This window comes from Mycolicibacterium pallens (assembly GCF_019456675.1).
GTDB lineage: Bacteria > Actinomycetota > Actinomycetes > Mycobacteriales > Mycobacteriaceae > Mycobacterium > Mycobacterium crocinum.
The window spans coordinates 940,882-960,802 of the sequence record NZ_CP080333.1 but is presented as its reverse complement, the minus strand read 5'-3'; the positions used below and the strand labels follow the sequence as shown (position 1 = coordinate 960,802).

The 19,921-nt window shown below is 65.1% G+C and carries 19 protein-coding genes; 11 read left to right on the top strand and 8 right to left on the bottom strand.

The features are described from left to right. Positions 1–63 precede the first annotated feature (63 nt). Together K0O64_RS04550 and K0O64_RS04545 are read left to right on the top strand one after the other, a co-directional pair. Positions 64–999 carry a cyclopropane mycolic acid synthase family methyltransferase gene (locus K0O64_RS04550; RefSeq protein WP_425574746.1) on the top strand — a complete coding sequence of 312 codons (936 nt, stop codon included), beginning with the start codon at positions 64–66 and terminating at the stop codon, positions 997–999. Positions 1,000–1,059: 60 nt separating this feature from the next. Further along, entirely contained in the window at positions 1,060–1,944 is an 885-nt protein-coding gene (locus K0O64_RS04545; protein WP_071947577.1) for a cyclopropane mycolic acid synthase family methyltransferase, read from the top strand. Here K0O64_RS04545 and K0O64_RS04540 read toward each other — a convergent pair whose 3' ends face one another. Then, positions 1,945–3,195, bottom strand: a complete 1,251-nt coding sequence (locus K0O64_RS04540; protein ID WP_220046131.1) for a KasA/KasB family beta-ketoacyl-ACP synthase — start codon at positions 3,193–3,195, stop codon at positions 1,945–1,947. Positions 3,196–3,459: 264 nt separating this feature from the next. Between K0O64_RS04540 and K0O64_RS04535 the strand changes: the two genes are divergently transcribed. Both K0O64_RS04535 and K0O64_RS04530 read left to right on the top strand, forming a co-directional pair. After that, positions 3,460–4,842, top strand: coding sequence for a DEAD/DEAH box helicase (locus K0O64_RS04535; protein WP_220046130.1), 1,383 nt, complete (start codon positions 3,460–3,462; stop codon positions 4,840–4,842). A 76-nt stretch (positions 4,843–4,918) separates the two neighbouring features. Further along, positions 4,919–5,122, top strand: a complete 204-nt coding sequence (locus K0O64_RS04530) for a cold-shock protein (protein WP_071947580.1) — start codon at positions 4,919–4,921, stop codon at positions 5,120–5,122. 63 nt (positions 5,123–5,185) lie between these two features. On the opposite strand, the gene K0O64_RS04525 is transcribed toward K0O64_RS04530, so the two are convergent. Beyond that, the gene (locus K0O64_RS04525) at positions 5,186–5,788 is read right to left on the bottom strand and encodes a TetR/AcrR family transcriptional regulator (protein ID WP_220046129.1); all 603 of its coding nucleotides are present in this window, start codon (positions 5,786–5,788) and stop codon (positions 5,186–5,188) included. 155 nt (positions 5,789–5,943) lie between these two features. On the opposite strand from K0O64_RS04525, the gene K0O64_RS04520 reads away from it, so the two are divergent. The 3 genes from K0O64_RS04520 (at position 5,944) to K0O64_RS04510 (ending at position 8,577) form a co-directional block, all read left to right on the top strand. Continuing rightward, positions 5,944–6,123, top strand: a complete 180-nt coding sequence (locus K0O64_RS04520) for a hypothetical protein (protein WP_220046128.1) — start codon at positions 5,944–5,946, stop codon at positions 6,121–6,123. 127 nt (positions 6,124–6,250) lie between these two features. After that, positions 6,251–7,108: a type IV toxin-antitoxin system AbiEi family antitoxin gene (locus tag K0O64_RS04515; protein WP_220046127.1), complete on the top strand. Its 858-nt coding sequence runs from the start codon at positions 6,251–6,253 to the stop codon at positions 7,106–7,108. Positions 7,109–7,272: 164 nt separating this feature from the next. Then, the gene (locus tag K0O64_RS04510) at positions 7,273–8,577 is read left to right on the top strand and encodes an MFS transporter (protein WP_225933720.1); all 1,305 of its coding nucleotides are present in this window, start codon (positions 7,273–7,275) and stop codon (positions 8,575–8,577) included. Here K0O64_RS04510 and K0O64_RS04505 read toward each other — a convergent pair. From K0O64_RS04505 to K0O64_RS04495, 3 genes are read right to left on the bottom strand one after another with little or no spacing between them, the layout of a single operon-like run. Then, on the bottom strand, positions 8,574–9,773 hold the full coding sequence (locus tag K0O64_RS04505) for an NADH-ubiquinone oxidoreductase-F iron-sulfur binding region domain-containing protein (protein WP_225933626.1): 1,200 nt from the start codon (positions 9,771–9,773) through the stop codon (positions 8,574–8,576). The genes K0O64_RS04510 and K0O64_RS04505 overlap by 4 nt on opposite strands. Next, positions 9,766–10,308, bottom strand: coding sequence for a ferric reductase-like transmembrane domain-containing protein (locus K0O64_RS04500; RefSeq protein WP_071947585.1), 543 nt, complete (start codon positions 10,306–10,308; stop codon positions 9,766–9,768). Before K0O64_RS04500 ends, K0O64_RS04505 begins: the two co-directional genes overlap by 8 nt. Further along, complete coding sequence (locus K0O64_RS04495) at positions 10,305–10,808, bottom strand: superantigen-like protein SSL4 (RefSeq protein WP_071947586.1); 504 nt, start codon at positions 10,806–10,808, stop codon at positions 10,305–10,307. The genes K0O64_RS04500 and K0O64_RS04495 overlap by 4 nt, the downstream gene beginning before the upstream one ends. Positions 10,809–10,942: 134 nt before the next feature. On the opposite strand from K0O64_RS04495, the gene K0O64_RS04490 reads away from it, so the two are divergent. Next, entirely contained in the window at positions 10,943–11,386 is a 444-nt protein-coding gene (locus tag K0O64_RS04490) for a DUF5709 domain-containing protein (protein ID WP_071947587.1), read from the top strand. On the opposite strand, the gene K0O64_RS04485 is transcribed toward K0O64_RS04490, so the two are convergent. Further along, positions 11,383–13,392, bottom strand: a complete 2,010-nt coding sequence (locus tag K0O64_RS04485) for a cadherin-like domain-containing protein (RefSeq protein WP_225933625.1) — start codon at positions 13,390–13,392, stop codon at positions 11,383–11,385. The two genes, K0O64_RS04490 and K0O64_RS04485, sit on opposite strands and share 4 nt — an antisense overlap. On the opposite strand from K0O64_RS04485, the gene K0O64_RS04480 reads away from it, so the two are divergent. Together K0O64_RS04480 and K0O64_RS04475 are read left to right on the top strand one after the other, a co-directional pair. Next, positions 13,385–13,735: a hypothetical protein gene (locus K0O64_RS04480; RefSeq protein WP_220046124.1), complete on the top strand. Its 351-nt coding sequence runs from the start codon at positions 13,385–13,387 to the stop codon at positions 13,733–13,735. The two genes, K0O64_RS04485 and K0O64_RS04480, sit on opposite strands and share 8 nt — an antisense overlap. A 212-nt stretch (positions 13,736–13,947) precedes the next feature. After that, the gene (locus K0O64_RS04475) at positions 13,948–15,147 is read left to right on the top strand and encodes an ROK family transcriptional regulator (RefSeq protein ID WP_225933624.1); all 1,200 of its coding nucleotides are present in this window, start codon (positions 13,948–13,950) and stop codon (positions 15,145–15,147) included. A gap of 29 nt (positions 15,148–15,176) precedes the next feature. Here K0O64_RS04475 and K0O64_RS04470 read toward each other — a convergent pair whose 3' ends face one another. Then, entirely contained in the window at positions 15,177–17,021 is a 1,845-nt protein-coding gene (locus K0O64_RS04470) for an Ig-like domain-containing protein (protein WP_220046123.1), read from the bottom strand. Between the two features lie 19 nt (positions 17,022–17,040). On the opposite strand from K0O64_RS04470, the gene K0O64_RS04465 reads away from it, so the two are divergent. Further along, positions 17,041–17,598: a hypothetical protein gene (locus K0O64_RS04465; RefSeq protein ID WP_220046122.1), complete on the top strand. Its 558-nt coding sequence runs from the start codon at positions 17,041–17,043 to the stop codon at positions 17,596–17,598. Positions 17,599–17,946: 348 nt separating this feature from the next. Here the strand turns inward: K0O64_RS04465 and stpK7 are convergent, their stop codons facing one another. Further along, positions 17,947–19,746, bottom strand: a complete 1,800-nt coding sequence (gene stpK7 / locus K0O64_RS04460; RefSeq protein ID WP_220046121.1) for a serine/threonine protein kinase StpK7 — start codon at positions 19,744–19,746, stop codon at positions 17,947–17,949. Positions 19,747–19,921 lie beyond the last annotated feature (175 nt).

Here is a 19,921-nt window from a genome sequence, read left to right as displayed (position 1 = left end):
TGTTTGGGATCAGGCTTAGCGGGTAGACCGCGTCGGATCGATACCCCACGCCCTGAGGACGGAATGCCTGTGACGAACCCATCCAGTACCTCGTCTCCCCAGTCACAGTGGCTGTCGAAGTCGGCTTCACAGACTCGCGGGTCGGACAAGAAAGAAGTCCAGTTCCACTACGACATCTCGAACGACTTCTTCAAGCTGTGGCAGGACCCCACTCAAACCTACAGCTGCGCCTACTTCGAGCGCGACGACATGACGCTCGAAGAAGCACAGATGGCCAAAGTCGACCTCGCACTGGGCAAGCTCGGTCTGCAGCCCGGCATGACGCTGCTGGACATCGGCTGCGGCTGGGGCTCGACGATTCAGCGCGCGGTGGAGAAGTACGACGTCAACGTCATCGGCCTGACGCTCTCGGAAAACCAGAAGCAGCACATCGAACAGAACCGATTCCCCAGCATCGACACCGACCGCAGCATGGAGGTCCGGCTGCAGCCGTGGGAGGAGTTCGACGGAAAGGTCGACCGGATCGTGTCGATCGGCGCCTTCGAGCATTTCGGCTTCAACAAGTACGACGACTACTTCAAGAAGACCTTCAGCTGGTTGCCCGACGACGGCGTGATGTTGCTACACACGATCATCATTCCGGAGGACGAGGAGATCAAAGCCAAGGGTCTTCCGCTGACGATGTCGCGGGTGCGCTTCATCAAATTCATCATGGATGAGATCTATCCCGGCGGCCGACTGCCGCTGGCCTCGATGGTTCGCAAGCATGCGGTGGACGTCGGCTACAACGTCACCCGCGAGCAGCACCTGCAGCCGCACTACGCGCGCACGCTGGACACCTGGGCGTCGAACTTGGAAGCCAAGAAGGAGGAGGCGATCGCGATCACCTCCGAAGAGATCTACGAGCGCTTCGACAAATACCTGACTGGATGCGCCGACCTCTTCCGTAACGGCTACACCGACGTATGCCAGTTCACGTGTGAAAAGGCAATCAGTTAGCCTCTTTCATAGTCGGCGTCATCATGACGTAAGAACTCAAGAAGAGGGGGTCTGCCGACGATGACGGAAAGTGGTTCGGGTTCAACGCAGCTCCGTCCAGCCTATGAGGATGTCCAGGCGCACTACGATCTCTCGAACGAATTCTTCGCGCTGTTCCAGGATCCGTCGCGCACCTACAGCTGCGCCTACTTCGAGCGCGAGGACATGACGCTCGAAGAGGCGCAACTCGCGAAAATTGATCTGGCGCTGGACAAGTTGGACTTGCAGCCCGGGATGACCCTGCTCGACGTCGGTTGCGGCTGGGGCTCCGTGATGAAGCGAGCAGCGCAAAGATTCGACGTGAACACACTCGGCTTGACGTTGAGCCGTAATCAACGCGCACTGGGGCAAGAGGTGCTCGACGCGGTCGAAACCAAGCGGTCTCGGCAAATTCAGCTGCGCGGCTGGGAAGAGTTCGACGAACCGGTCGATCGGATCGTGAGTATCGAAGCGTTCGAAGCGTTTCCGAAGGATCGTTACGCCGCGTTCTTCGACACCTGCCACCGCGTGATGCCCGATGACGGACGCATGGTGTTGCAGACGATCATGGGCCATCCGTTGAAGCGCTGGCCGGAGCTCGGCATCCCGATCGTGATGTCCGACCTGAAGTTCATGCGGTTCATCGCCAAGGAGATCTTCCCGGGCGGGGCGGTGCCGTGCGACGAGGACGTCGTCGAGTTCTCCGAAAAGGCCGGGTTTTCAGTCGCTGATCTTCAGTACCTCACGCCGCATTACGTGCGCACCCTCGACATCTGGTCGGAACGGTTGGAGGCCGCGCGCGATCAGGCGATCGAGGTCACCTCAGTCGAGGTCTACGACCGGTACATGCGGTATCTCGTCGGCTGCTCGGACTTCTTCAGCCGCGGGGTGTCCGAGGTCGGCCAGTTCACCTTGGTGAAGCGCTGATCAAGCGCTGCCGAACGCCAGCACCACGTTGTAGCCGCCAAGGCCCATCGAGTTGCTGACCGCATACCGGTAGTCACCCCGGCGCGGCCGATCGACCACCACATCGAGGTCGATGTCGGGATCGAGATCCTTCACATTGCGGGTGGCGGGTACGACGCCGTCGCGCAGCGCCTGCACCGTGAGCACCGCCTCGACCGCACCCGCGGCGCCCAGGGAGTGCCCGAGCGCGGCCTTCGGTGCGTACACCGCCGGATTGTGACCGCCGAAGGCATGCCGGATCGCGCGAGCCTCCGCGAGATCGCCGGACTTGGTTCCCGTCGCGTGCGCGTTGACGTGATCGATGTCGGACGGCCGCAGCCCGGCCAGGTCGATCGCATGGGCGATCGCGGCGCCGGCGATCTCACCGGACGGATCCGGTTCGACGTCGTCGTAGGCGTCGGAATTCGTCGAGGCACCCATGAGGCGGGCCAGGATCGGCGCGCCCCGGGCCTTGGCGTGCTCCTCGGTCTCGATGAGCAACATCGCGCCACCCTCACCGAGCACCATCCCGTCCCGGTGCCGGTCGAAGGGGCGGCACGCTCCCGCCGGGTCGTCGTTGTTCGTGGACAGCAGGCCCAGCTCGTGGAAAGCCCCGACGGGCACCGCCTCGACCCAGGTCTCGACGGCACCGCAGATCGCGATGTCGGCCTCACCCAGAACAATGTGCCGCCAGGCCTGCGCAATGGCGCCCGCACCGGAGGCGTCGGCCATGATCGGGGCGATGACACCCGCCTTGGCCTGGCGTTCCAGTCCGACCGTCGCGGCCGGGGCATTCGGCATGTACATCTGCACTGCCAATGGCGACATGGCCTTCAATCCGCGGGCCTGCCAGTCGACCGCGCCCTCTGCGATCTCCTCGGTGTTGGCCAGCGCCGTGCCGATCGAGACCAGCAAGCGATTCGTGTCGACCTCGGGTGAACCGGCGGCCGACCACAGCCGCCGACCCAGCACCAGGGCCATCTTTCCGAGATAGGACAGGCGACGAAGCTCCACGCGGTTGAGGTGTTCGTCGAAACTCTCCCGCAGCGCCCCACCGATGCGCACCGGCGACTCGTATTCGTGAACGAACCACTTGTCGAGTTCACGAATACCGCTGGCGCCCTCCAGAAGTTGCTGCCAAGTCTCCTCGGCGTCGGATGCGAGCGCATTCGTCGACGCCACCGCCGTGACCACCACATCGGGCAGTCCTTCGCCGGTCCGCAACTTCGTCATACCCGCTGACCCCCTCGGTCGCGTCTATTGACGCGAGGGGTACCCGCCACCGCCGGAAGTTATGCCTCGGTATTGCTGATATGCTTGTGACAACGTTGGCTGCTCGTCAGAACCGCCAACACGTCGTGGAACACCTTCACTTCACCGGCACTTCCCGCCCCGCGGGAGCCGAGTTCAGCTGATCAGTGCGCCAAGCACACAGTCTCGCGGCGATCGATTTTGCCCACCGGCAATCTCGCCACATCTCCACGCCCGAAAGGCTTCATGAAAACCGAATCAACGTTCGCCGATCTCGGCGTGCGCCCCTCATTGGTGCGCGCACTGTCCGACAACGGCATCACCCATCCCTTCCCGATCCAGATCTCGACCCTGCCGGACACCCTGGCCGGTCGCGACGTGCTGGGCCGAGGGAAGACCGGCAGCGGCAAGACGCTGGCGTTCTCCATTCCCCTGGTCAGCCGGCTGGCCGACACCACCCGCCGGGCCTCCCGGCCCTCGGGTCTGGTGCTGGCGCCGACGCGTGAGCTGGCCACCCAGATCACCGCGACGCTGCAGCCGCTGGCTGACGCGGCCGGCCTGAAGGTCACCACCATCTTCGGTGGCGTGCCGCAGAACAAGCAGGTCAAGGCGCTGCAGGCCGGCGTCGACATCGTGGTCGCCTGCCCGGGCCGCCTCGAGGACCTGATGCGCCAGCGCCTGATCACCCTCGACGCCGTCGAGATCACCGTGATCGATGAGGCGGACCACATGGCCGACCTGGGCTTCCTGCCCGGCGTCACGCGGATCCTGGCGGCCACCCCGGCCGGCGGTCAGCGGCTGCTGTTCTCGGCGACGCTGGACAACGGCGTGGACAAGCTGGTCAGCCGGTTCCTGCGCGACGAGGTGTCGCACGCTGTCGACTCCGACCAGTCGCCGGTGGACGCGATGACCCATCACGTGTTCCACGTGGCTGGCGCCGACGCCAAGAAGGACCTGGTGCACGCGTTGGCCTCCGGCACCGGGCGTCGAATTTTGTTCATGCGCACCAAGCATCACGCGCGCAAGCTGGCCAAGCAGCTCACCCAGGCCGGTATCCCGTCAGTTGACTTGCACGGCAACCTTTCTCAGCCGGCTCGCGACCGCAACCTGGCGGCGTTCACCGCTGGGACGGCCCGGGTGCTGGTGGCCACCGACATCGCCGCGCGCGGTGTGCACGTCGACGACGTCGAACTAGTCGTGCACATCGATCCGCCGGCCGAGCACAAGGCATACCTGCATCGCTCCGGTCGTACCGCGCGAGCGGGGCGGACCGGTGACGTGGTGACTGTGGTGCTGCCCGAGCAGCGTCGCGACACCCAGGCTTTGCTGCGCAAGGCCGGCATCAAGGCTACGCCGCAACAGGTTTCGGCCGATTCCGAATCCGTGCAGGCACTCGTCGGCGAGGTCGCTCCGTATCAGGCTCCGGCGCCCGTCGTGGCGCCCGCGCCGCCGCGCCGCTCCCCCGCGCAGGGTCGCGGCCGCGGTGGGCAGTCCCGCGGTGGGCAGTCCGGCGGCCAGTCGCGCGGTGGACAATCGCGCGGTGGGCAGCCTCGCGGTGACCAGCACGGTGGTGGCCAGCCCGGCCGGCGCCGCTCCCGTCGGCCGCGTCCGGCGGTTGGCGCCCAATAGATTTCGTTCCGGCGGGCCCGCCGGAGCGAGCAAGGGATGCCGTAGGCATCCAACTGAATGAGAGAAGAATAAATAGATGGCACAGGGAACTGTGAAATGGTTCAACGGCGAAAAGGGCTTTGGCTTCATCGCCCCTGACAGTGGCGAGCAGGATCTGTTCGTGCACTACTCGGAAATCCAGGGCAGCGGCTACAAGTCGCTCGAGGAGAACCAGCGAGTCCAGTTCGAAGTTGGACAGGGACCCAAGGGCCCCCAGGCCACGCGGGTTTCCGCGGTCTGACTCGGACCTCAAACCTCCAGCAAGGGCTGGTACGGCAATGCCGTACCAGCCCTTCGCTTTTGGTTAGTCGTGCGGTTCGATGACTTCCTTGATCATGCCGCAGACCGTCGCGAGGGTGTGCTCGTCGCGCGTGGACAGGGTCAGCACGAACGAACCCTGGATCAGGGCGAGCACGACGTCGGCGAGATCCTCGGCGGTGCGGTCCAGTCGGACGTCGCCGCGCTCCTGGCCGGCCTCGAATAGCGCTGAGAGCCGCGTCTTCCACCCGTCGATCTGTCCCGCCAACTGCGGACGGAAGACGTCGGAGGTGGCTGCGACCTCGGTGGAGAACTTTCCGATGAGGCACGACGTCTGGAAACCGGACTTCACGAATATCTGCGACATGTCCCGGTAGTAGCCGATCACCTGCTCGGCGGTGGACAGGTCGGTTCTGGCGATCCATTTCGCGACCAGTTCACCCTGGAACCCGACGTACCGCTTGAGCACGGCCTGGCCGAACGCATCCTTGGACCCGAAGTGGTGATAGAACGAGCCCTTCGGCACGCCCGCCTCCGCGAGGACGGCGTCGATCGTGGTGCCGTGGAACCCGTTTTCGTAGAACAACTTCGCGCCAGCGCGAAACAGTCGCTCCTTGTGCGAGAGCGCCGCTTCTTGCTGCGTCGTCATTCAAACCGCCTTCGAACCATGGATGAACTGGGCTTTTCCCACTATAGATTGCTTTCGTCCACCGTTAGACGATGTGGCCTAGACTACATCGTCTAGACCTACCAGTCTAGACGATCTAGTCTAGCGCGAAGGGGTCGATTGAATGGAGGACCGTGATGGTCGCAATCGGAGCCGGCGGACTGTCGCCGGGACGCTTCCTCAGCCGGATCGCCACATGGCTGCGGGCTACTGAAACCATCGAGCCCGAACCACGGGGCAAGAAACCGCACTACCCGCCGCAGCGCGCCAGCTTCGTCGAGCAGGCCACGATGTCACGGGAGATGTACCGGCTCTAGGGTTTTCGATTCGCCGAGACTGCAGTTGTTCGCACCTCTACTCGCGGTATGCGTACAACTTCTGCAGTGTGGGCGCTATCCACAGCCGTGAATAGCGGGTCACGCCAACCTGGCCCACCCTGTCCACGTGGCGCAGCTGATCATGGCGGACGAAGCCCTCGCTGCGGGGACGGTGACACGGCGCGAGCTGGTCAGACGTTTCGTCAAGGTCCACCGCAATGTGTACACGCCGCGCGGAACTGAACTGACCGCCATGGATCGAGCCATTGCCGCGTGGATGTGGTCGGGTCGGACCGCCACTCTCGCCGGCATATCGGCGGCGGCTTTGTTTGGAGTTCGTTGGTTGCCCGACGACAGTCCGGCCGAGCTCGTGCGAACACAGCCTCGATCCCCGTCCGGCATCGTCGTGCATTCGGGTGCCGTCGATGACGACGACGTGTGCCAGGTGCGAGGGATCAACTGCACCACGCCTGCGCGGACCGCGTACGACCTCGGCCGCTACAACCCGTTCACTGTTGGGGTGATTCGCGTCGACTCCGTGCTGGCAGCCACCGGCGTCGCAGTGGATGAGATCGCGGAGATTGCGCGGCGCAACCCGGGCGCCCGAAACATTCGGCGATTACGTCGTGTCCTAGCGGTCGCAGACGGCGGCGCGGAATCGCCACAAGAGACCAGGCTCAGGTTATTGCTTGTGCGAGCGGGCTTTCCGCGGCCCGTCACACAGATCCCAATTCGCAATGCATATGGTCGGGTTGTCAGGCGAATCGATCTGGGCTGGCCGCAGTGGAAGGTCGGTATCGAGTATGACGGCGCACAACATTGGACCGACCCAGCGCAGCACGCCGGCGACATCGACCGACTTGAGTTCTTCGCCGACCTCGGCTGGCGGATGGTTCGCGTCAGCGCGAATCACCTCAAGTTCAATCACGAAGGCATTATTCGTCGCGCGTGGACGGCGCTGACCGACGCAGGCTTCGCCTGCTGACAGTCGCCGAGACTGCAGTTGTTCGCACCTCTACTCGCGATATGCGTACAACAAGTGCAGTGTGGGCGGGGCGCTGTGTCCACCAATCGGTGGACAAAAGATCACCTGCCCAGCGGATACCTGTGGCCGGCGCCACAACAGACGATTGCGGCATGGAATCACGCATCCGCAAGGTGGCACTGGGCAGCTACGTCGGCTCGGCGATCGAGTACTACGACTTCTTGATCTACGGCACCGCCGCCGCGCTGGTGTTTCCCCATGTGTTCTTCCCGAACCTGAGCCCGCTGATGGCGACGATCGCCTCGCTGGGCACGTTCGCGGCGGCTTTCCTGTCCCGCCCGATCGGCGCCGCGGTCTTCGGCCACTTCGGCGATTCGATCGGCCGCAAGAACACCTTGGTGTTCACCTTGGTCATCATGGGCGCCTGCAGTATCGGTGTTGGCTTGATCCCGAGCACCGCCGTCATCGGGGCGGCTGCACCGCTGCTGCTGATCACCATGCGGCTGCTGCAGGGCTTCGCCGTCGGCGGGGAGTGGGCCGGTGCGGCACTGATGAGCGCCGAGCATGCTCCGCAGGCCAAGCGCGGTTTCTACTGCATGTTCACACAATTGGGCCTGGGTACCGCGCTGGTGCTGGGCAACCTGGTGTTCCTGGGAGTGCATCGCGCGTTCGGGGACGCGGAAACGGCGTTCCTGCAATGGGGTTGGCGCATCCCGTTCCTCCTCAGTGCCGTGCTGCTGGCGGTGGCGCTCTACATCCGGCTGCATGTCGAGGAAAGTGACGTGTTCACCGAGTCTGCTGCCGACCACCCGGTCGGTGTTCCGATCGCCGAGGCGGTGCGGAAGCAGGGGCGTGAGCTCGTCCTCGCTGCCGGCGCGGTCACCGGCTTGTTCATGCTGGCCTTCCAGGTCGGCACCTACTTCCCCAGCTATGCGGCGACCCACCTGCACTACGACGAGGACCTGATCTTGTTGGTCGGCGTAGCCGGCGGACTGTGCACGCTGGTGTTCGTCGCCGCGTCGGCGATCCTCAGCGACACATACGGCCGCCGCCGCATCCTCGGCACCGGTGCCGCGCTGGCGCTGCCGTGGACGCTGGTGCTGTTCCCGCTCATCCAGTCCGGTAGTCCGGTCCGCTACGCGATCGCGATCGTCGGCACCTACGCGATCATCGGAATCATGATGGGCCCCTTGGCCGCATTCATTCCCGAGATCTTCGCGGTCCGCTACCGCTACAGCGGCACCGGCCTGTCCTTCAATGTCGGCGGCATCCTCGGCGGTGCGCTGCCGCCGGTGCTCTCCCCCATGCTGCTGTCGTCGTACGGCAGCTGGTCGATCACCGCGATGATGGCCGGCTTCACCGTGGTCAGCCTGGTCAGCGTGCTGCTGCTCAATGAGACGGCGGGGCGCGGCCTGGGTGCTCGGGAAGCGAATGCTCAACTCCCGGAACGGGAAACCGTCGCGGCTTAGCGAGTCCCGGAGGCCATCGCGTCGGCCGCGATGCACCGCCCGAAACGATGCTGCTCGATGTCGGCGGCGAAGGCGCTCAGCGCGCTGCGGACCATCCGCGCGGTTCCGTCCGGGTGCCGGCACGCCCCGCGGCCGTCCACAAGGCGGACGATGCGCCGAATCTCCTTGACCAGATAGTCACTGGCGCGCCCGTAGGCCAATTCCTCGGTCAGTTCGGACAACCGCGGCAAGCCGTTACGGCAGGGACCGCACTGGCGTGCGCTCTCGTCGGCGAGGTATTGGGTGATCTCGGCGGTGCGAACCAATCCGCACTCGGTCACTCCCAGTCCGTGCACGATCCCGGCACCGGGCGATGCGCCCAATGCCGTCAAGCCCGTCCGCGAGAGATGTGTGCCCGCGAAAGTGTCAGCGGGCAGCCAACTTCCGTGATAGCCGCCGACGAGGACGGCCGACAGCTCCCGGGTGTCGATCAGGTCGGCGATCGGTACGCCGGTCGGCACCTCGACAACACCCTCGTCGTCCAGCGCACCAGAGAGCGTGACGAGCATGGTGCCCGGGTCGGCGGGATCGCCGATCGACCGAAACCAGTCGGCCCCGCGGCGTGCGATCAAAGCGATGTGCGCCAACGTCTCGACGTTGTTGACGAGGGTGGGCCGCTTACCCACACCCGACACGGCAACGGGGACGGTGCGATCGCGCGGCAGCGCCGGGCCGCCCTCGATGTGGCGAATCGCCGCCGATTCCTCGCCCGCGACGAACGTGTCGGGAGCCTCCACGACCGTCACCTCGATACCGACGGGGTCGATTCCCGCCGCCCGCCGTTCGGCGAGGGCCTTGCGCACCGATGCCACAGCGTCGACGTGGACGTACAGATAGAGGGTGCGGGCGCCGATCGCGGCAGCGGCAATGTGCATGCCATCGAGCACCAGGTGCGGTGCGCGGGTCAACAGCAGAGCGTCCTTGCGGCTCAACGGTTCTCCCTCGGCGCCGTTCGCGACCACCACCGGATTCGGCCCGGTGACCGCGGCGAGCTTGCGGGCGGTCGGGAACCCGGCGCCACCTCGTCCCGACAGTCCGGCATCGTTCAGACTCGAAACCAGCTGTGCACCAGCAATTTTCGGCACGGCGCCGAAGTGGTCGACATGTTCAGTCAGGCTCTGCCCGGGAGCCGACAGCAGCCGAGGTGTACTAGGCATCGGCATACTCGCTGAAGTTGGCGCGCAGCCGCCAGATCAACGACGCTGCCACAATCGCGGCGCAGCATCCGGCGATGGCCAGGAACCACACGCGGTCGGAGTCGGTGCCGTTGCCCAGGGCGTGCGCCATCGCGACGGGCCACATCAGGTAGGTCGCCCAATGCACGAACCGGAATACCCGCGGGCCGATGCGTTGACGGAGCAACCCAGTGACCACCACGACGGCAAGAACATCGACGGCGACGGTGCCCAGCCCCTGCCACAACGGCCGATAGGCGCCGAGGAAGGGGACGACGAAATCGATGACGCGCAGTTTGGCGTAAGGATCGAGGAACAGCAGTCCAATGTGCAGTGCCACAAGCAGAGTGGCGGACAGGGCGGCGAACCGATGGACGTCAGAGACGGCGAACCTCGGCAGCGCCAGCAGCGGCCGGCCCGATCGGGCGGCGATACCGAGCGCCACTGAGACCGTCATGAATGCGAGCGCGACGATGCCGTTGCCGCGCCCCAACGCCCACAACGCTTCGTTGGTCATGACCCACGCGAAACCGTGACGTGCGGGGAGAAGCTGTTGCCGCCCGATGTGCCGCCACCCCCGGCGGGGACATGGCTCTGCCGGATCGGGAACGCCGGCTGCGACTTCGTGGCCGGCGCCGGCGCGGGCGCGGGTGCCTGCGCGGTCGGCTTCGGCGTGTACGCGGGCTTCTGGGTGTAGGTCGGCTCCGGCGTGTACGTCTCAGCGGGAGCCTGCGTGACGGTCGGTTCGGGGCTCGACGGCGCGGGTGCCTCCGGGGCGGGAAAAATCGGTGCCGGAGCGAGGTCCACGACGGGCGGCGCCGGGGGCAGGTTCACTGTCGGGTCGGTTGCCGCGGGGTCGATTGCTGCCGGTTCAACCTGGGGAAGCTCGACAGCGGCGGGCTTGACGGTGTCGCCGTAGGCCAACGCCGATGCGCCCGCCACTCCGGCGATACCGATCCCGGCCAGCGCCCACGAGGTCACGGCGGCCCGGCGGAATCCGGAACGAGGTGAGTCCATGCGTCGATGGTGGCGATCGATTCTTTATGACCTCAAAGAACTGCCTATGCACCTGCTACGCGAGTGACGCCTGTCCGACGGCTGGTGACGAAAGTCCCCGTGGCCTGGGTCCAGGGTCGTGACATTCTGGAGCTGTGAGCACTTGGGACGACACCACTGACACCGGCGAATACAGCGTCGAGGACGACAACCAGCTTCAACCCGAGGACACGTTGGTCGATCGCGGCGTCGACGACATCCTCGACGAGGGCATCTCGCCGCCCGAGCGACCAGTCGCCCGGACCAACCTCGACCATCCCGGCAAGGAGACGCTCGACGAGTTGCTGGCCGAGGAGGAGCCGGATCCGATCTCCCGGATCGGCAATGTGCTCGACGAACTCAATGGTGTGCAGCCCGATGAGCCGGAGTATCCGGAGGACGACGAGGTCGGCCGGCGGCGATCCGGCCGGCTGGTGGCACCGGACGAGGGCTTCGGCGAGGACGACGAATCCGAGCTCATCGCCGAAGACGTCGGTATCGACGGCGGGGCGGCCTCCGCGGAGGAGGCCGCCATGCACGTCATCGAGGATGAGGACTAAGCGCTCAACTGGTCGTTGATGACCTTGGTCGGGTCGAGCAGCACCTGAGTGTTGCCGTCGAGCGTGGACGAGATTGTGCCCGTGATCGACCGGGTCAGCTTGTTGATGGTGGCGTTGGCCGTCAGAGAGCCGGTGTGATCACCGGTGACGACGATGTTGGCCTTGTACACGATCGAGGACTGGCTGGCTCCCGCGCTCGTCGACTCGGTGCCGTTGAGGATCATGCCTTCCTTATTGACGTAGTTGGTGTACGTCACCGTGCGAATGGTGTTGCCGGCGATCGTGGTATCGGGCGCCTCGGAGACGTACGCGGTGCCGCCGTACTGACTGGTGTACGCCCCGACCGGCGGCAGCGGCGCAGGTCCGGCCTTGTACGTCGCCAAGGCCGGGGCCCAATCCGCATTCGGTGTGACCAGGTCACCCTGGACGGTTCCGACGCTGGTTGTGTACTTCAGGTTGGTGACGACCAGTCTGGTGTCCGTCGCGTCGTTGATGTTGCGCTCCCAGAACGCGACTGAGGTCCCGTCGGCGTTCCAGCTGGGCATGCTGCGCGCGGTGTAGCCGTCACCGGTGACGAACAGCGGGATGCCGTTCTCGCCCTTGAGGTCGTCTTCCACGGCGACCAGCCACTCCTGGTTGGACACGTTGATGCCGGTGCCATTGGGATAGTCGGCGGTCTTGAGGCCGCCGGCGTACGCCGTGTACACCGCGCCCTGGATATCGGCAGGCAGCAATGCGGGGCGATCGATCCGCGTCATCGGGGTCAGCGCGTCCAGCCCTCGGGTGCTGCAGATCGCGATCCACTGCTGGTTCGGCGACATGTCGACGTCCTCGTCGTAGTCGAGGTTGCCCGTCAGGCGGGTGACGTTCCCGGTGGCGAGGTCGACGACGACGTCGTCGACGTTGCCGGACTCATAGCGGCCGGCGAGGATGATCACGCCCTTGCCGTCGGGGGTCCACTGCTTGCCTTCACCGACCGGGTAGACCACCCGGGCATCCTCGATGTGGTACTCCGCCGCTCCAGTGGTCGCATTGCTGGACAGGACCAGCTTGCCCACGATGGGGACGGCGGTGATGAGATTGCCTGTGCCAAGCTGAATTTGGCTGAACATCACATACTTGCCGTCGGGCGAGATGCGCATCTCTCGCTGCTTGTCGACCGCGGTCGATCCCGATGGCGGCGTGATGATCGGGATCAGCGCAGCAGGCGTGGTGTCGGTGGCGGGCTGGTAGACGTCCCAGTGCCCGGGCGCCTCGACCAGGAACCGTCCCGAGCCGTCGCTGGTGTAGGTGCTCTTGCCCAAGTTGCCCTCAGTCGGCGTCACACCGCACGTGACGCATGTGACGGTCGACCCGTCGGTGTCGTCGGCGCTCATCGAGTAGATCTCGGTCCGTCCGCCGGCAACCGGTGTGGCCGAGAACATCAGCGTCTTGCCGTCCGGCGCGAACCGCGGAATTGTCGGGTTGGTGATAGTGGCCGGCAGGTTCAGGATCACCCGCGTGGCTTGCGGACTGAGCACCGTCAGGCTGCTGCTGGCCGAAGCGGTGCGGGAGCTGAACGGCATCAGCACGTTGAATTTGCCGTCGGTGACCGAGATCGTGAACGAATCAGTTTGCGCCGCATTGTAATTGATGTCGTTCGGGGTGTAGGTGAAGTTCCCGGTCGCCTGGTCGATGGTCAGCGTGCCGTACTTGGGCCCCTGGGTGACGGTGTACTTCAGCGCGTCACCCTCGATGTCGGTGGCGCCGATGTTGCCGGTGACGGTCTGGCCGGTCTGCACCGTGGTGGTCGGGGTGCCGATCGTGGGCGCTTGATTGAACAGGTCGCGTCGTACCGAACCCAAGGCGGTCCAGATGATCGGCACGATGGGCCCGCTGTTGGTGGGCGCCGGCTTGAGGAACGGGTTGAGCAGTGACGTGACGGCGCTGTTGAGGAATCCCAGCGGGTTCGGCGCGAGGACCGGTGCGCTGACCGCGGCCGGTACCGACGACACTGCGGTGCGCAAGCTGCCGGCCTTGGGGCTCGGTGCGGGAGACGCGGCGGTTGAGCTCGCCGACGGCGTGGTCGAGCTCACCGATGCAGCGGTCGAGGTGACCGATGGCGTGCCGGTCGGTGTCGCCGACTTGGCAGCCACACTCGCAGTCGACGACGACGCCGCCGAATCGCTCGACTTCGTCGTGGCGGAGGGCTTCGGGGTGCGGGTGGCCTTAGCCTTGGCGGTACCGGTGGCACGCGGCCCGGCGTGTGCCACCGACGAGGATCCACCGGAGGTCGACCCAGCAGCGGAGGAAGCGGACGAGGATGAATCCGAGGAGCTACCGGTCGAGTCGGCCGCCGCGATCCCGTGACCAGCCGCGACCGCTCCAGCCAGCCATGCGACCGCAATGCCGCCGTATGCGCCGACCTTGGCGGCATCCTGGAGGGACATTGTCAGCGGTTTGGCAGGCCGATGGTCAGCAGTCATTGGAGGGCTCCCCGGTTTAATTGATGTGACGTACTTAATACGATTTAGTTGATGTGACGAATTTAATAACATTCGTCACGCCCCGTCAAGGAGGGTGTGCTGAAACCGTCGGAGTCGACGAAGCAGAGCAGGCAGGTTGCGCGCCTCCTGCAGCGCCAACGCGTCGTTCATCTGCTGCGCACGTCTGGTCCGCTGGCCAGGGCCGACCTGGCCGACCGGCTCGGTCTGCCGCGCCCGTCGATCACCACGCTCGTCGCCGATCTCATCGACGACGGCACGCTCGTCGAGTTGGAGTCGCGCATCGAGGGCGTCAACTCTCGCGGCCGGCCGCGCATCCTGCTCGACTGCAACCCGGAGGCACGTCGGGTGCTGGGCATTCGAATCGACGGCATCCGTGCGCGGGTCATCCTCGCCGACGCCACCGGGAACATCTCAGATGAAGGCGAGACCCCGACCGGCGACCGAGATCCTGCGGCAGTCATCCGCTCGATCACGCGGATCGCCAAGAAACTGATGAGCGGCTCCACCGGCAAGCCGGCCTCGGTCGTCGGCGTCTGCATCCCCGGACTTGTCGACGACACCACCGGACTGGTCATCGCGTCTCACGAGGTCGGCTGGACGAATGTCGAACTGGGCAAGGTGCTTTCGCGCGACCTCGGCATCCCGGTGGCCGTTCAAGACACCACCAAGGCGATCACGTTGGCCGAGACGATCGCGGGTGCAGCCCGCGAGGCGCGTTCGGCGGTGGTCATCGATCACGGTGGCCGGCTGGGTGTCGGACTGATCATCGACGGACGGCCCTACGCCGGCTCGACCGGCGTAGCGGGCGCCATCGGGCACGTGCCCGTGTATGGCAGCACGGCGTCGTGCCGCTGCGGGCGGACCGGCTGCATGGAAGCCGACATGTCGATGTATGCCATGCAGGCGGCCGCCCCGCAGACGATCGGCAAGACCTACGACGAGGTCGATATCGACGCCCTGCGTCGCGAGAACGCGGGAAACGAACAGTCGCAGAACATCATTCGAGACGTCATCGACCGCGTCGCGCACACCGCCACGATGATCGAAGCCCTGCTCGATCCGGAACTGGTCATCGTCGGGGGGCTGATCACCGATTTCGACGAACTCGCCGACGCATTGGTTGCCCGCATCGACGAACTCCGCTCGCCGGAGCGGCAGGGCCGCACGACCACCGTTCGGTCCACCATCGGCCGGGACGCCCCGATCGCGGTAATCGTTGCGCTGCAACAGCTTGACCCCGACATTGCCGGGATGCTGCACACCGCCAACGCGTAGCGACTGTGCAGCTTTCCGTCTCGCTGTCGTCAGACCGCGCTGTTGGCCGAAGGCTGAACGGCCCCCTTGAGGACGAACAGATAGATCGTGTCGGGCGCGAGATCGGTCCGGAAGTTGAGAGTGCCCCCTTCCGGTGTCACGGTGTGCACGTCCACCTGCTTCAGTTCGGCCTTGGTCAGATCGGTGTTGGTGGGGTCGTAGTAGAAGTTGCTGGTGTTCTGGTCGACTCGGTACACAGTCACGGTCACCGGCCCGTCACCGAGACCGTTCGGCAGATTCGCCAGCTTCATCGTCGTGTCGTATGCCGCGGTGCCGCAGCCAGACGTCGATCCAACTCCGCTGCACCCCTGGTAGTTCCACACCATCAGAGACGCTTCCGGCAAAACGGCATCCTTGGCGGCTACCGCATACACGCCAGAGCCATTGACAAGTTGGTCCGACGTCGCCGCTACCTTGATGTCCTCCATCTTCGACTGCATCAGCATGACGTTTCCATACGGCGTCAGCGCGTTGGAGGGCAGCGGATCGTACGGTTGCCAAAGAATCTGCTGGGTTTGGAGATTCGCATAGGGGCCAACCGAGTTCTGGGTCACGAACTCATCCTTGAGCCCCTGGCGGCGCGCGACCCAGTTGAAGGCGTAGGTGTCGTGCTGCTGAGCTAGCCAGTACTGCAACGACGGCATGCCGGCGGCTTGCCGGATGTAGTCGGTGCTGTTACACGCATCGCACAGAGGCCCCGGATAGATCCCGGTCTCGGTGATGTAGGTGGGCAAGCTGGTGTCGAGGCCGCGCGCCGCCAACATGGCGTCCAATTGATTCCGGTAGTCCTTGACCAGACTCGGATCAGCTTTGTAGAACTGCCGACTGCCGTTCGGAAGGATGTTGAGGTAGGCGTGGTAAGAGATGAAGTCCAACCGCTTATTTGGGTCGGGGTCGCTCTGATACGAGTCGAGGAACGAGTTGAGCAACGGTTGGTTGAAGTAGTACAGCGCGGGTCCGCCGACCTTCAGCGGCACGTAGTTCGGATCGCCGGCACCGAGGGTTGTGTTGACATCATTGACCGCCTGGTAGAGCGCCTTGTAGCCCTGATAGATCTCAGCCGCCGTGAGGGTCGAACCCGGCGCGTCGGGTTCATTCCAGCCTTCGATGAGCTGCATCTTCGGGTGTGATTGCTTGACTGCGAGAAGGATTCGCTCCATTCCGGCCTTCGCCGCGTCAGTGTCCTCACCGCGCCACGCGTCAAGACGCAGGTTGCCCAGCAGTGAGTCCGACACGTTCTCGAGATCAGTGAGGTATGCGTCCATCGACGGTGACAACGTGCATGCCCCAGTTGAGCCCGTGCAGGTCGCTTCTGTTTGGTTCGGGCTGTTCAACCAGGCACGGTAGAGAGTGCCGTGCAATCCCTGCGCGTTGAGGAAGTCGACGTCGGCGTCCCGTTGACTGGCAAACGTCGTACTGACATGGAAGTTGTTGTAGCGCTCCGTATGCAGTAGCGCCCCCTGACTGTCGCCGAAGTCCACCGTGACGGTCCCGGCTGTGGCTGAGCTCAGCAGGCTGACTGTCACGGTTCCTTGATCCGCGTGGGGCCGCCCGAACAAGGTCAGCAGGTTGGCCTTTTGGTCAGTGACTGAAACGGTGAACGAGTCTGGTTGTGCAGCATTGAAGTTGACACCGTTTGGCGTGTACTCGAACGCCCCGGTTGCAGCGTTGACAGTGAGGGTACCGTTGCGCGGACCCCGGATCACCGTGTATCTCACCGAGTCACCCTCGGGATCGCTGGCGCTGAAGTTGCCCGCGAGAGTCTGGCCGGTCTGCACTGAGGCGCTCGGATCGTGGGCGAGCGTCGGTGCCTGATTGAACAGATCGCGGCGCACTGCACCGAGGACCGACCAGATGATCGGCACGATGGGTCCGGGCGTCTTGGGCGGAGGTTTGAGGAACGGGTCGAGCAGCCCGACGAAGAAGCTGTTCAGCGCCTCGAGTGGGCGGAACACAATCACGTTGGCCGGCAGTGCGGCAGCTGCCGCAGGCTGCACCGTTGTGGCGCTGGCCTGCAAGCTATTACCGAAGCTGCCGATCGCTGCGACAGGCGTCGCAGCCGTGGTGCGCGGTGCGATGCGGATAGTCGCGATAGTGGCCTTCGGGACGGAGACCGCGGTCGACGGCTTCGTCGCCGCGGAACGCACCGAATCAGACGTGGGGGTGGAACTGGTCGCGGATCCAGCGGTGCCGCTGTTCTGCAAGCCGTCGCTGGTCACCTCACCCGCGCGGTGGCGGTTCGACGGTGCACTGGACGACTCCGGGGCGCGGAGACGGTTTCTGGCCTTGAGTGATCCGGTGGCACGCGGCCCCGTATGCGCCGAGGCAGCGCCGGTGGCGGCGTTCGAGCCGTCGGACGAGGAGGCAGACGAATCCGTGGAGCCGGTCGAATCGGCCGCGGCGACACCGTGACCCATGGCGACGGCACCCGTCAGCCAAGCCGCTACCGCGATCCCCCCGTATGCGCTGGCCTTCGCAGCGCTCTTGGCGGCTTGACGCCGCGCTCTGCGATTGGGCGTGAGCGTGGGAACCGGAGTCTCTTGGCAAAGGGGACGAACAATCGTCATGAGTCGCTCCCGACTTAGTGTGACGCAGATACGGCGATTTAATTTGTGTGACCAATTTAATAGCAGTGACGGGCGGGCGCGTCAAGGATTCGGCGATCGGCGGTGGCGGAACCGTGAGCGTCGGTCTCACCGTCGCCAAAGAACCTGCGAGTCGCTATCGACATCGGCAGGAAAACACCGTCAACGAAAATGCTTAGCGCACAGCGCCATTGATCGACGGCTTGTCGATCATCCCCTTCTCGACGCCCCAGATCGTGGCGATGGTCCGGTATTCGCCGGTCTGCATCAGGTGCTGCAGCGCCTGGCGCAACGGCTCGGCGAGACCGGAATCCTTCGCGACCGGCCACCCGTAGGGCGCCGAATCGAAGACCGCGCCGGCGGCTTCGAGCTGCCCGCCGCTGGTCTTGATCGCGAACCCGGTGACGGGAGAATCTGCCGACATGGCATCGACTTCGCCGGCCATCAGCGCGGTATTGAGGTCGTCCTGGCGGGTGTAGATGACCTTCTTGATGGCCGGCTTGCCGGCGGCCACACAGTCCTTGCTCTTGGCCGGCAGCTCGTCGGATTCCTGTAGCGACGGATAGGCCACCCCGACTTTGAGACCGCAGGCGTTGTCGGGGTCGATCGCCGCGCCGGGCCGCTGCGCCCACAGGGTGCCGGCGCGGAAGTAGGTGACGAAATCGGCCGCAGCCTCACGTTCCTTGGTATCGGTGAACGACGACATACCAAGATTGAAGTCGCCGGCCCGCACCGACGGGATGATGGCCTCGAACGCGGTCTGGCGATACTCCGGCGTCAGACCCAACGTGCGCGCCACGGCGTTCATCAGATCGACGTCGAAACCGACCACCTTGCCGTCGGCATCGATGAATTCGTTTGGCGCATAGGGAATGTTGACACCGACGATCAGTCTCCCGGTGTCCCGGATCTTGGCTGGCACGGTGGCCGCGATCTCGGGTACGGCACCATCGGCCTGCGGCAGCGGCTGCGAACTGGACGCCGTCCCGGCCAAACTCGTTGCGCTGCTGGACCGGTTCTCGGCTGATCGCCACTGCCAGGCACCGACCCCGGCGGCGGCCACCAACAGCGCGGCTGCGCCGATGGCGGTGAACGCGCGACGCCGATGCGGCTTCGGCGCGGCCATCGCGTGGCGTCCGGAACTGCCGGTCCTGCGGACCCGCGCGCTCAACGCCTGGCGCGCGGCGGCAGCCAACTGGCCGGCGCTGTCATAGCGTTGGGCCGGTTTCTTGGCCATGCCTTTGGCGATGACGTCGTCGAACGCCGCCAGCCTGGAATCCTTCTCGGACGGGCGCGGCGCCGGCGTCGTCATGTGCCCGGCGATCTGCTGCTCCAAGCTGTCGTCCGGGTAGGGCCGATCCCCGGTGAGGCACTCGTAGAGAACACAGGTCAGCGCGTAGACGTCGGATCGGTGATCGGCCTGGCCGCCGCTGAACCGCTCGGGCGCCATGTACGCCAGCGTTCCCAGGGTGCTGCCCGCGGTCGTCAGTCCGGCTTCGCCCGCGGTCCGGGCCAGGCCGAAGTCGATGAGGTAGGCGAAGTCGCGGCCGGTGATCAGGATGTTGGACGGTTTGACGTCGCGGTGGATCAGGCCGGCGGCGTGTGCGGCGTCCAAAGCGCCCGCGACCTGCTCGACCACGTTGACCGCGAGGGCAGGGTCCAGTGGCCTGCCGGTGTCGGACAGGATGGCGCCGAGCGTGCGGCCCTCGATCAGCCGCATATCCAAATACAGCCGCCCGTCGATCTCGCCATAACTGTGGATCGGGACGACGTGCGGTTCATTGAGGGCAGCGGCGGCTTGAGCTTCGCGCCTGAAACGTTGCTGGAAGGTTTCATCCTCGGCCAGCCGGTGCGGAAGCACCTTGAGGGCGACGACCCGGTCGGTCTTGGTGTCGAAAGCGCGGTAGACCTCGCCCATGCCGCCGCGACCTATCAGCTCTTGCAGCTGATAGTGCCCGAATGGTGTCGCCTCCACCATCTACTCCTCGGCAGCTCCCCCGACCGTCGATTGAAGCTACATCACCTTTGCCAGCGACGCCGAAGGTCGGTACCGATCCGGCATCCCGGCCAAAATCGGGACTGACATCGCGCGTTGTCATACGCTCAGCGGCAGGGTATCGACTCCGAGACCAGATCAGGGGGATGCATGA

Bases quoted from the DNA above. Each gene is read 5' to 3' on its own strand.
- K0O64_RS04550 (WP_425574746.1), top strand. From the start codon at position 64: ATGCCTGTGACGAACCCATCCAGTACCTCGTCTCCCCAGTCACAGTGG.
- K0O64_RS04545 (WP_071947577.1), top strand. From the start codon at position 1,060: ATGACGGAAAGTGGTTCGGGTTCAACGCAGCTCCGTCCAGCCTATGAG.
- K0O64_RS04540 (WP_220046131.1), bottom strand. From the start codon at position 3,195: ATGACGAAGTTGCGGACCGGCGAAGGACTGCCCGATGTGGTGGTCACG.
- K0O64_RS04535 (WP_220046130.1), top strand. From the start codon at position 3,460: ATGAAAACCGAATCAACGTTCGCCGATCTCGGCGTGCGCCCCTCATTG.
- K0O64_RS04530 (WP_071947580.1), top strand. From the start codon at position 4,919: ATGGCACAGGGAACTGTGAAATGGTTCAACGGCGAAAAGGGCTTTGGC.
- K0O64_RS04525 (WP_220046129.1), bottom strand. From the start codon at position 5,788: ATGACGACGCAGCAAGAAGCGGCGCTCTCGCACAAGGAGCGACTGTTT.
- K0O64_RS04520 (WP_220046128.1), top strand. From the start codon at position 5,944: ATGGTCGCAATCGGAGCCGGCGGACTGTCGCCGGGACGCTTCCTCAGC.
- K0O64_RS04505 (WP_225933626.1), bottom strand. From the start codon at position 9,773: ATGCCTAGTACACCTCGGCTGCTGTCGGCTCCCGGGCAGAGCCTGACT.
- K0O64_RS04500 (WP_071947585.1), bottom strand. From the start codon at position 10,308: ATGACCAACGAAGCGTTGTGGGCGTTGGGGCGCGGCAACGGCATCGTC.
- K0O64_RS04495 (WP_071947586.1), bottom strand. From the start codon at position 10,808: ATGGACTCACCTCGTTCCGGATTCCGCCGGGCCGCCGTGACCTCGTGG.
- K0O64_RS04465 (WP_220046122.1), top strand. From the start codon at position 17,041: ATGATCGGCACGATGGGTCCGGGCGTCTTGGGCGGAGGTTTGAGGAAC.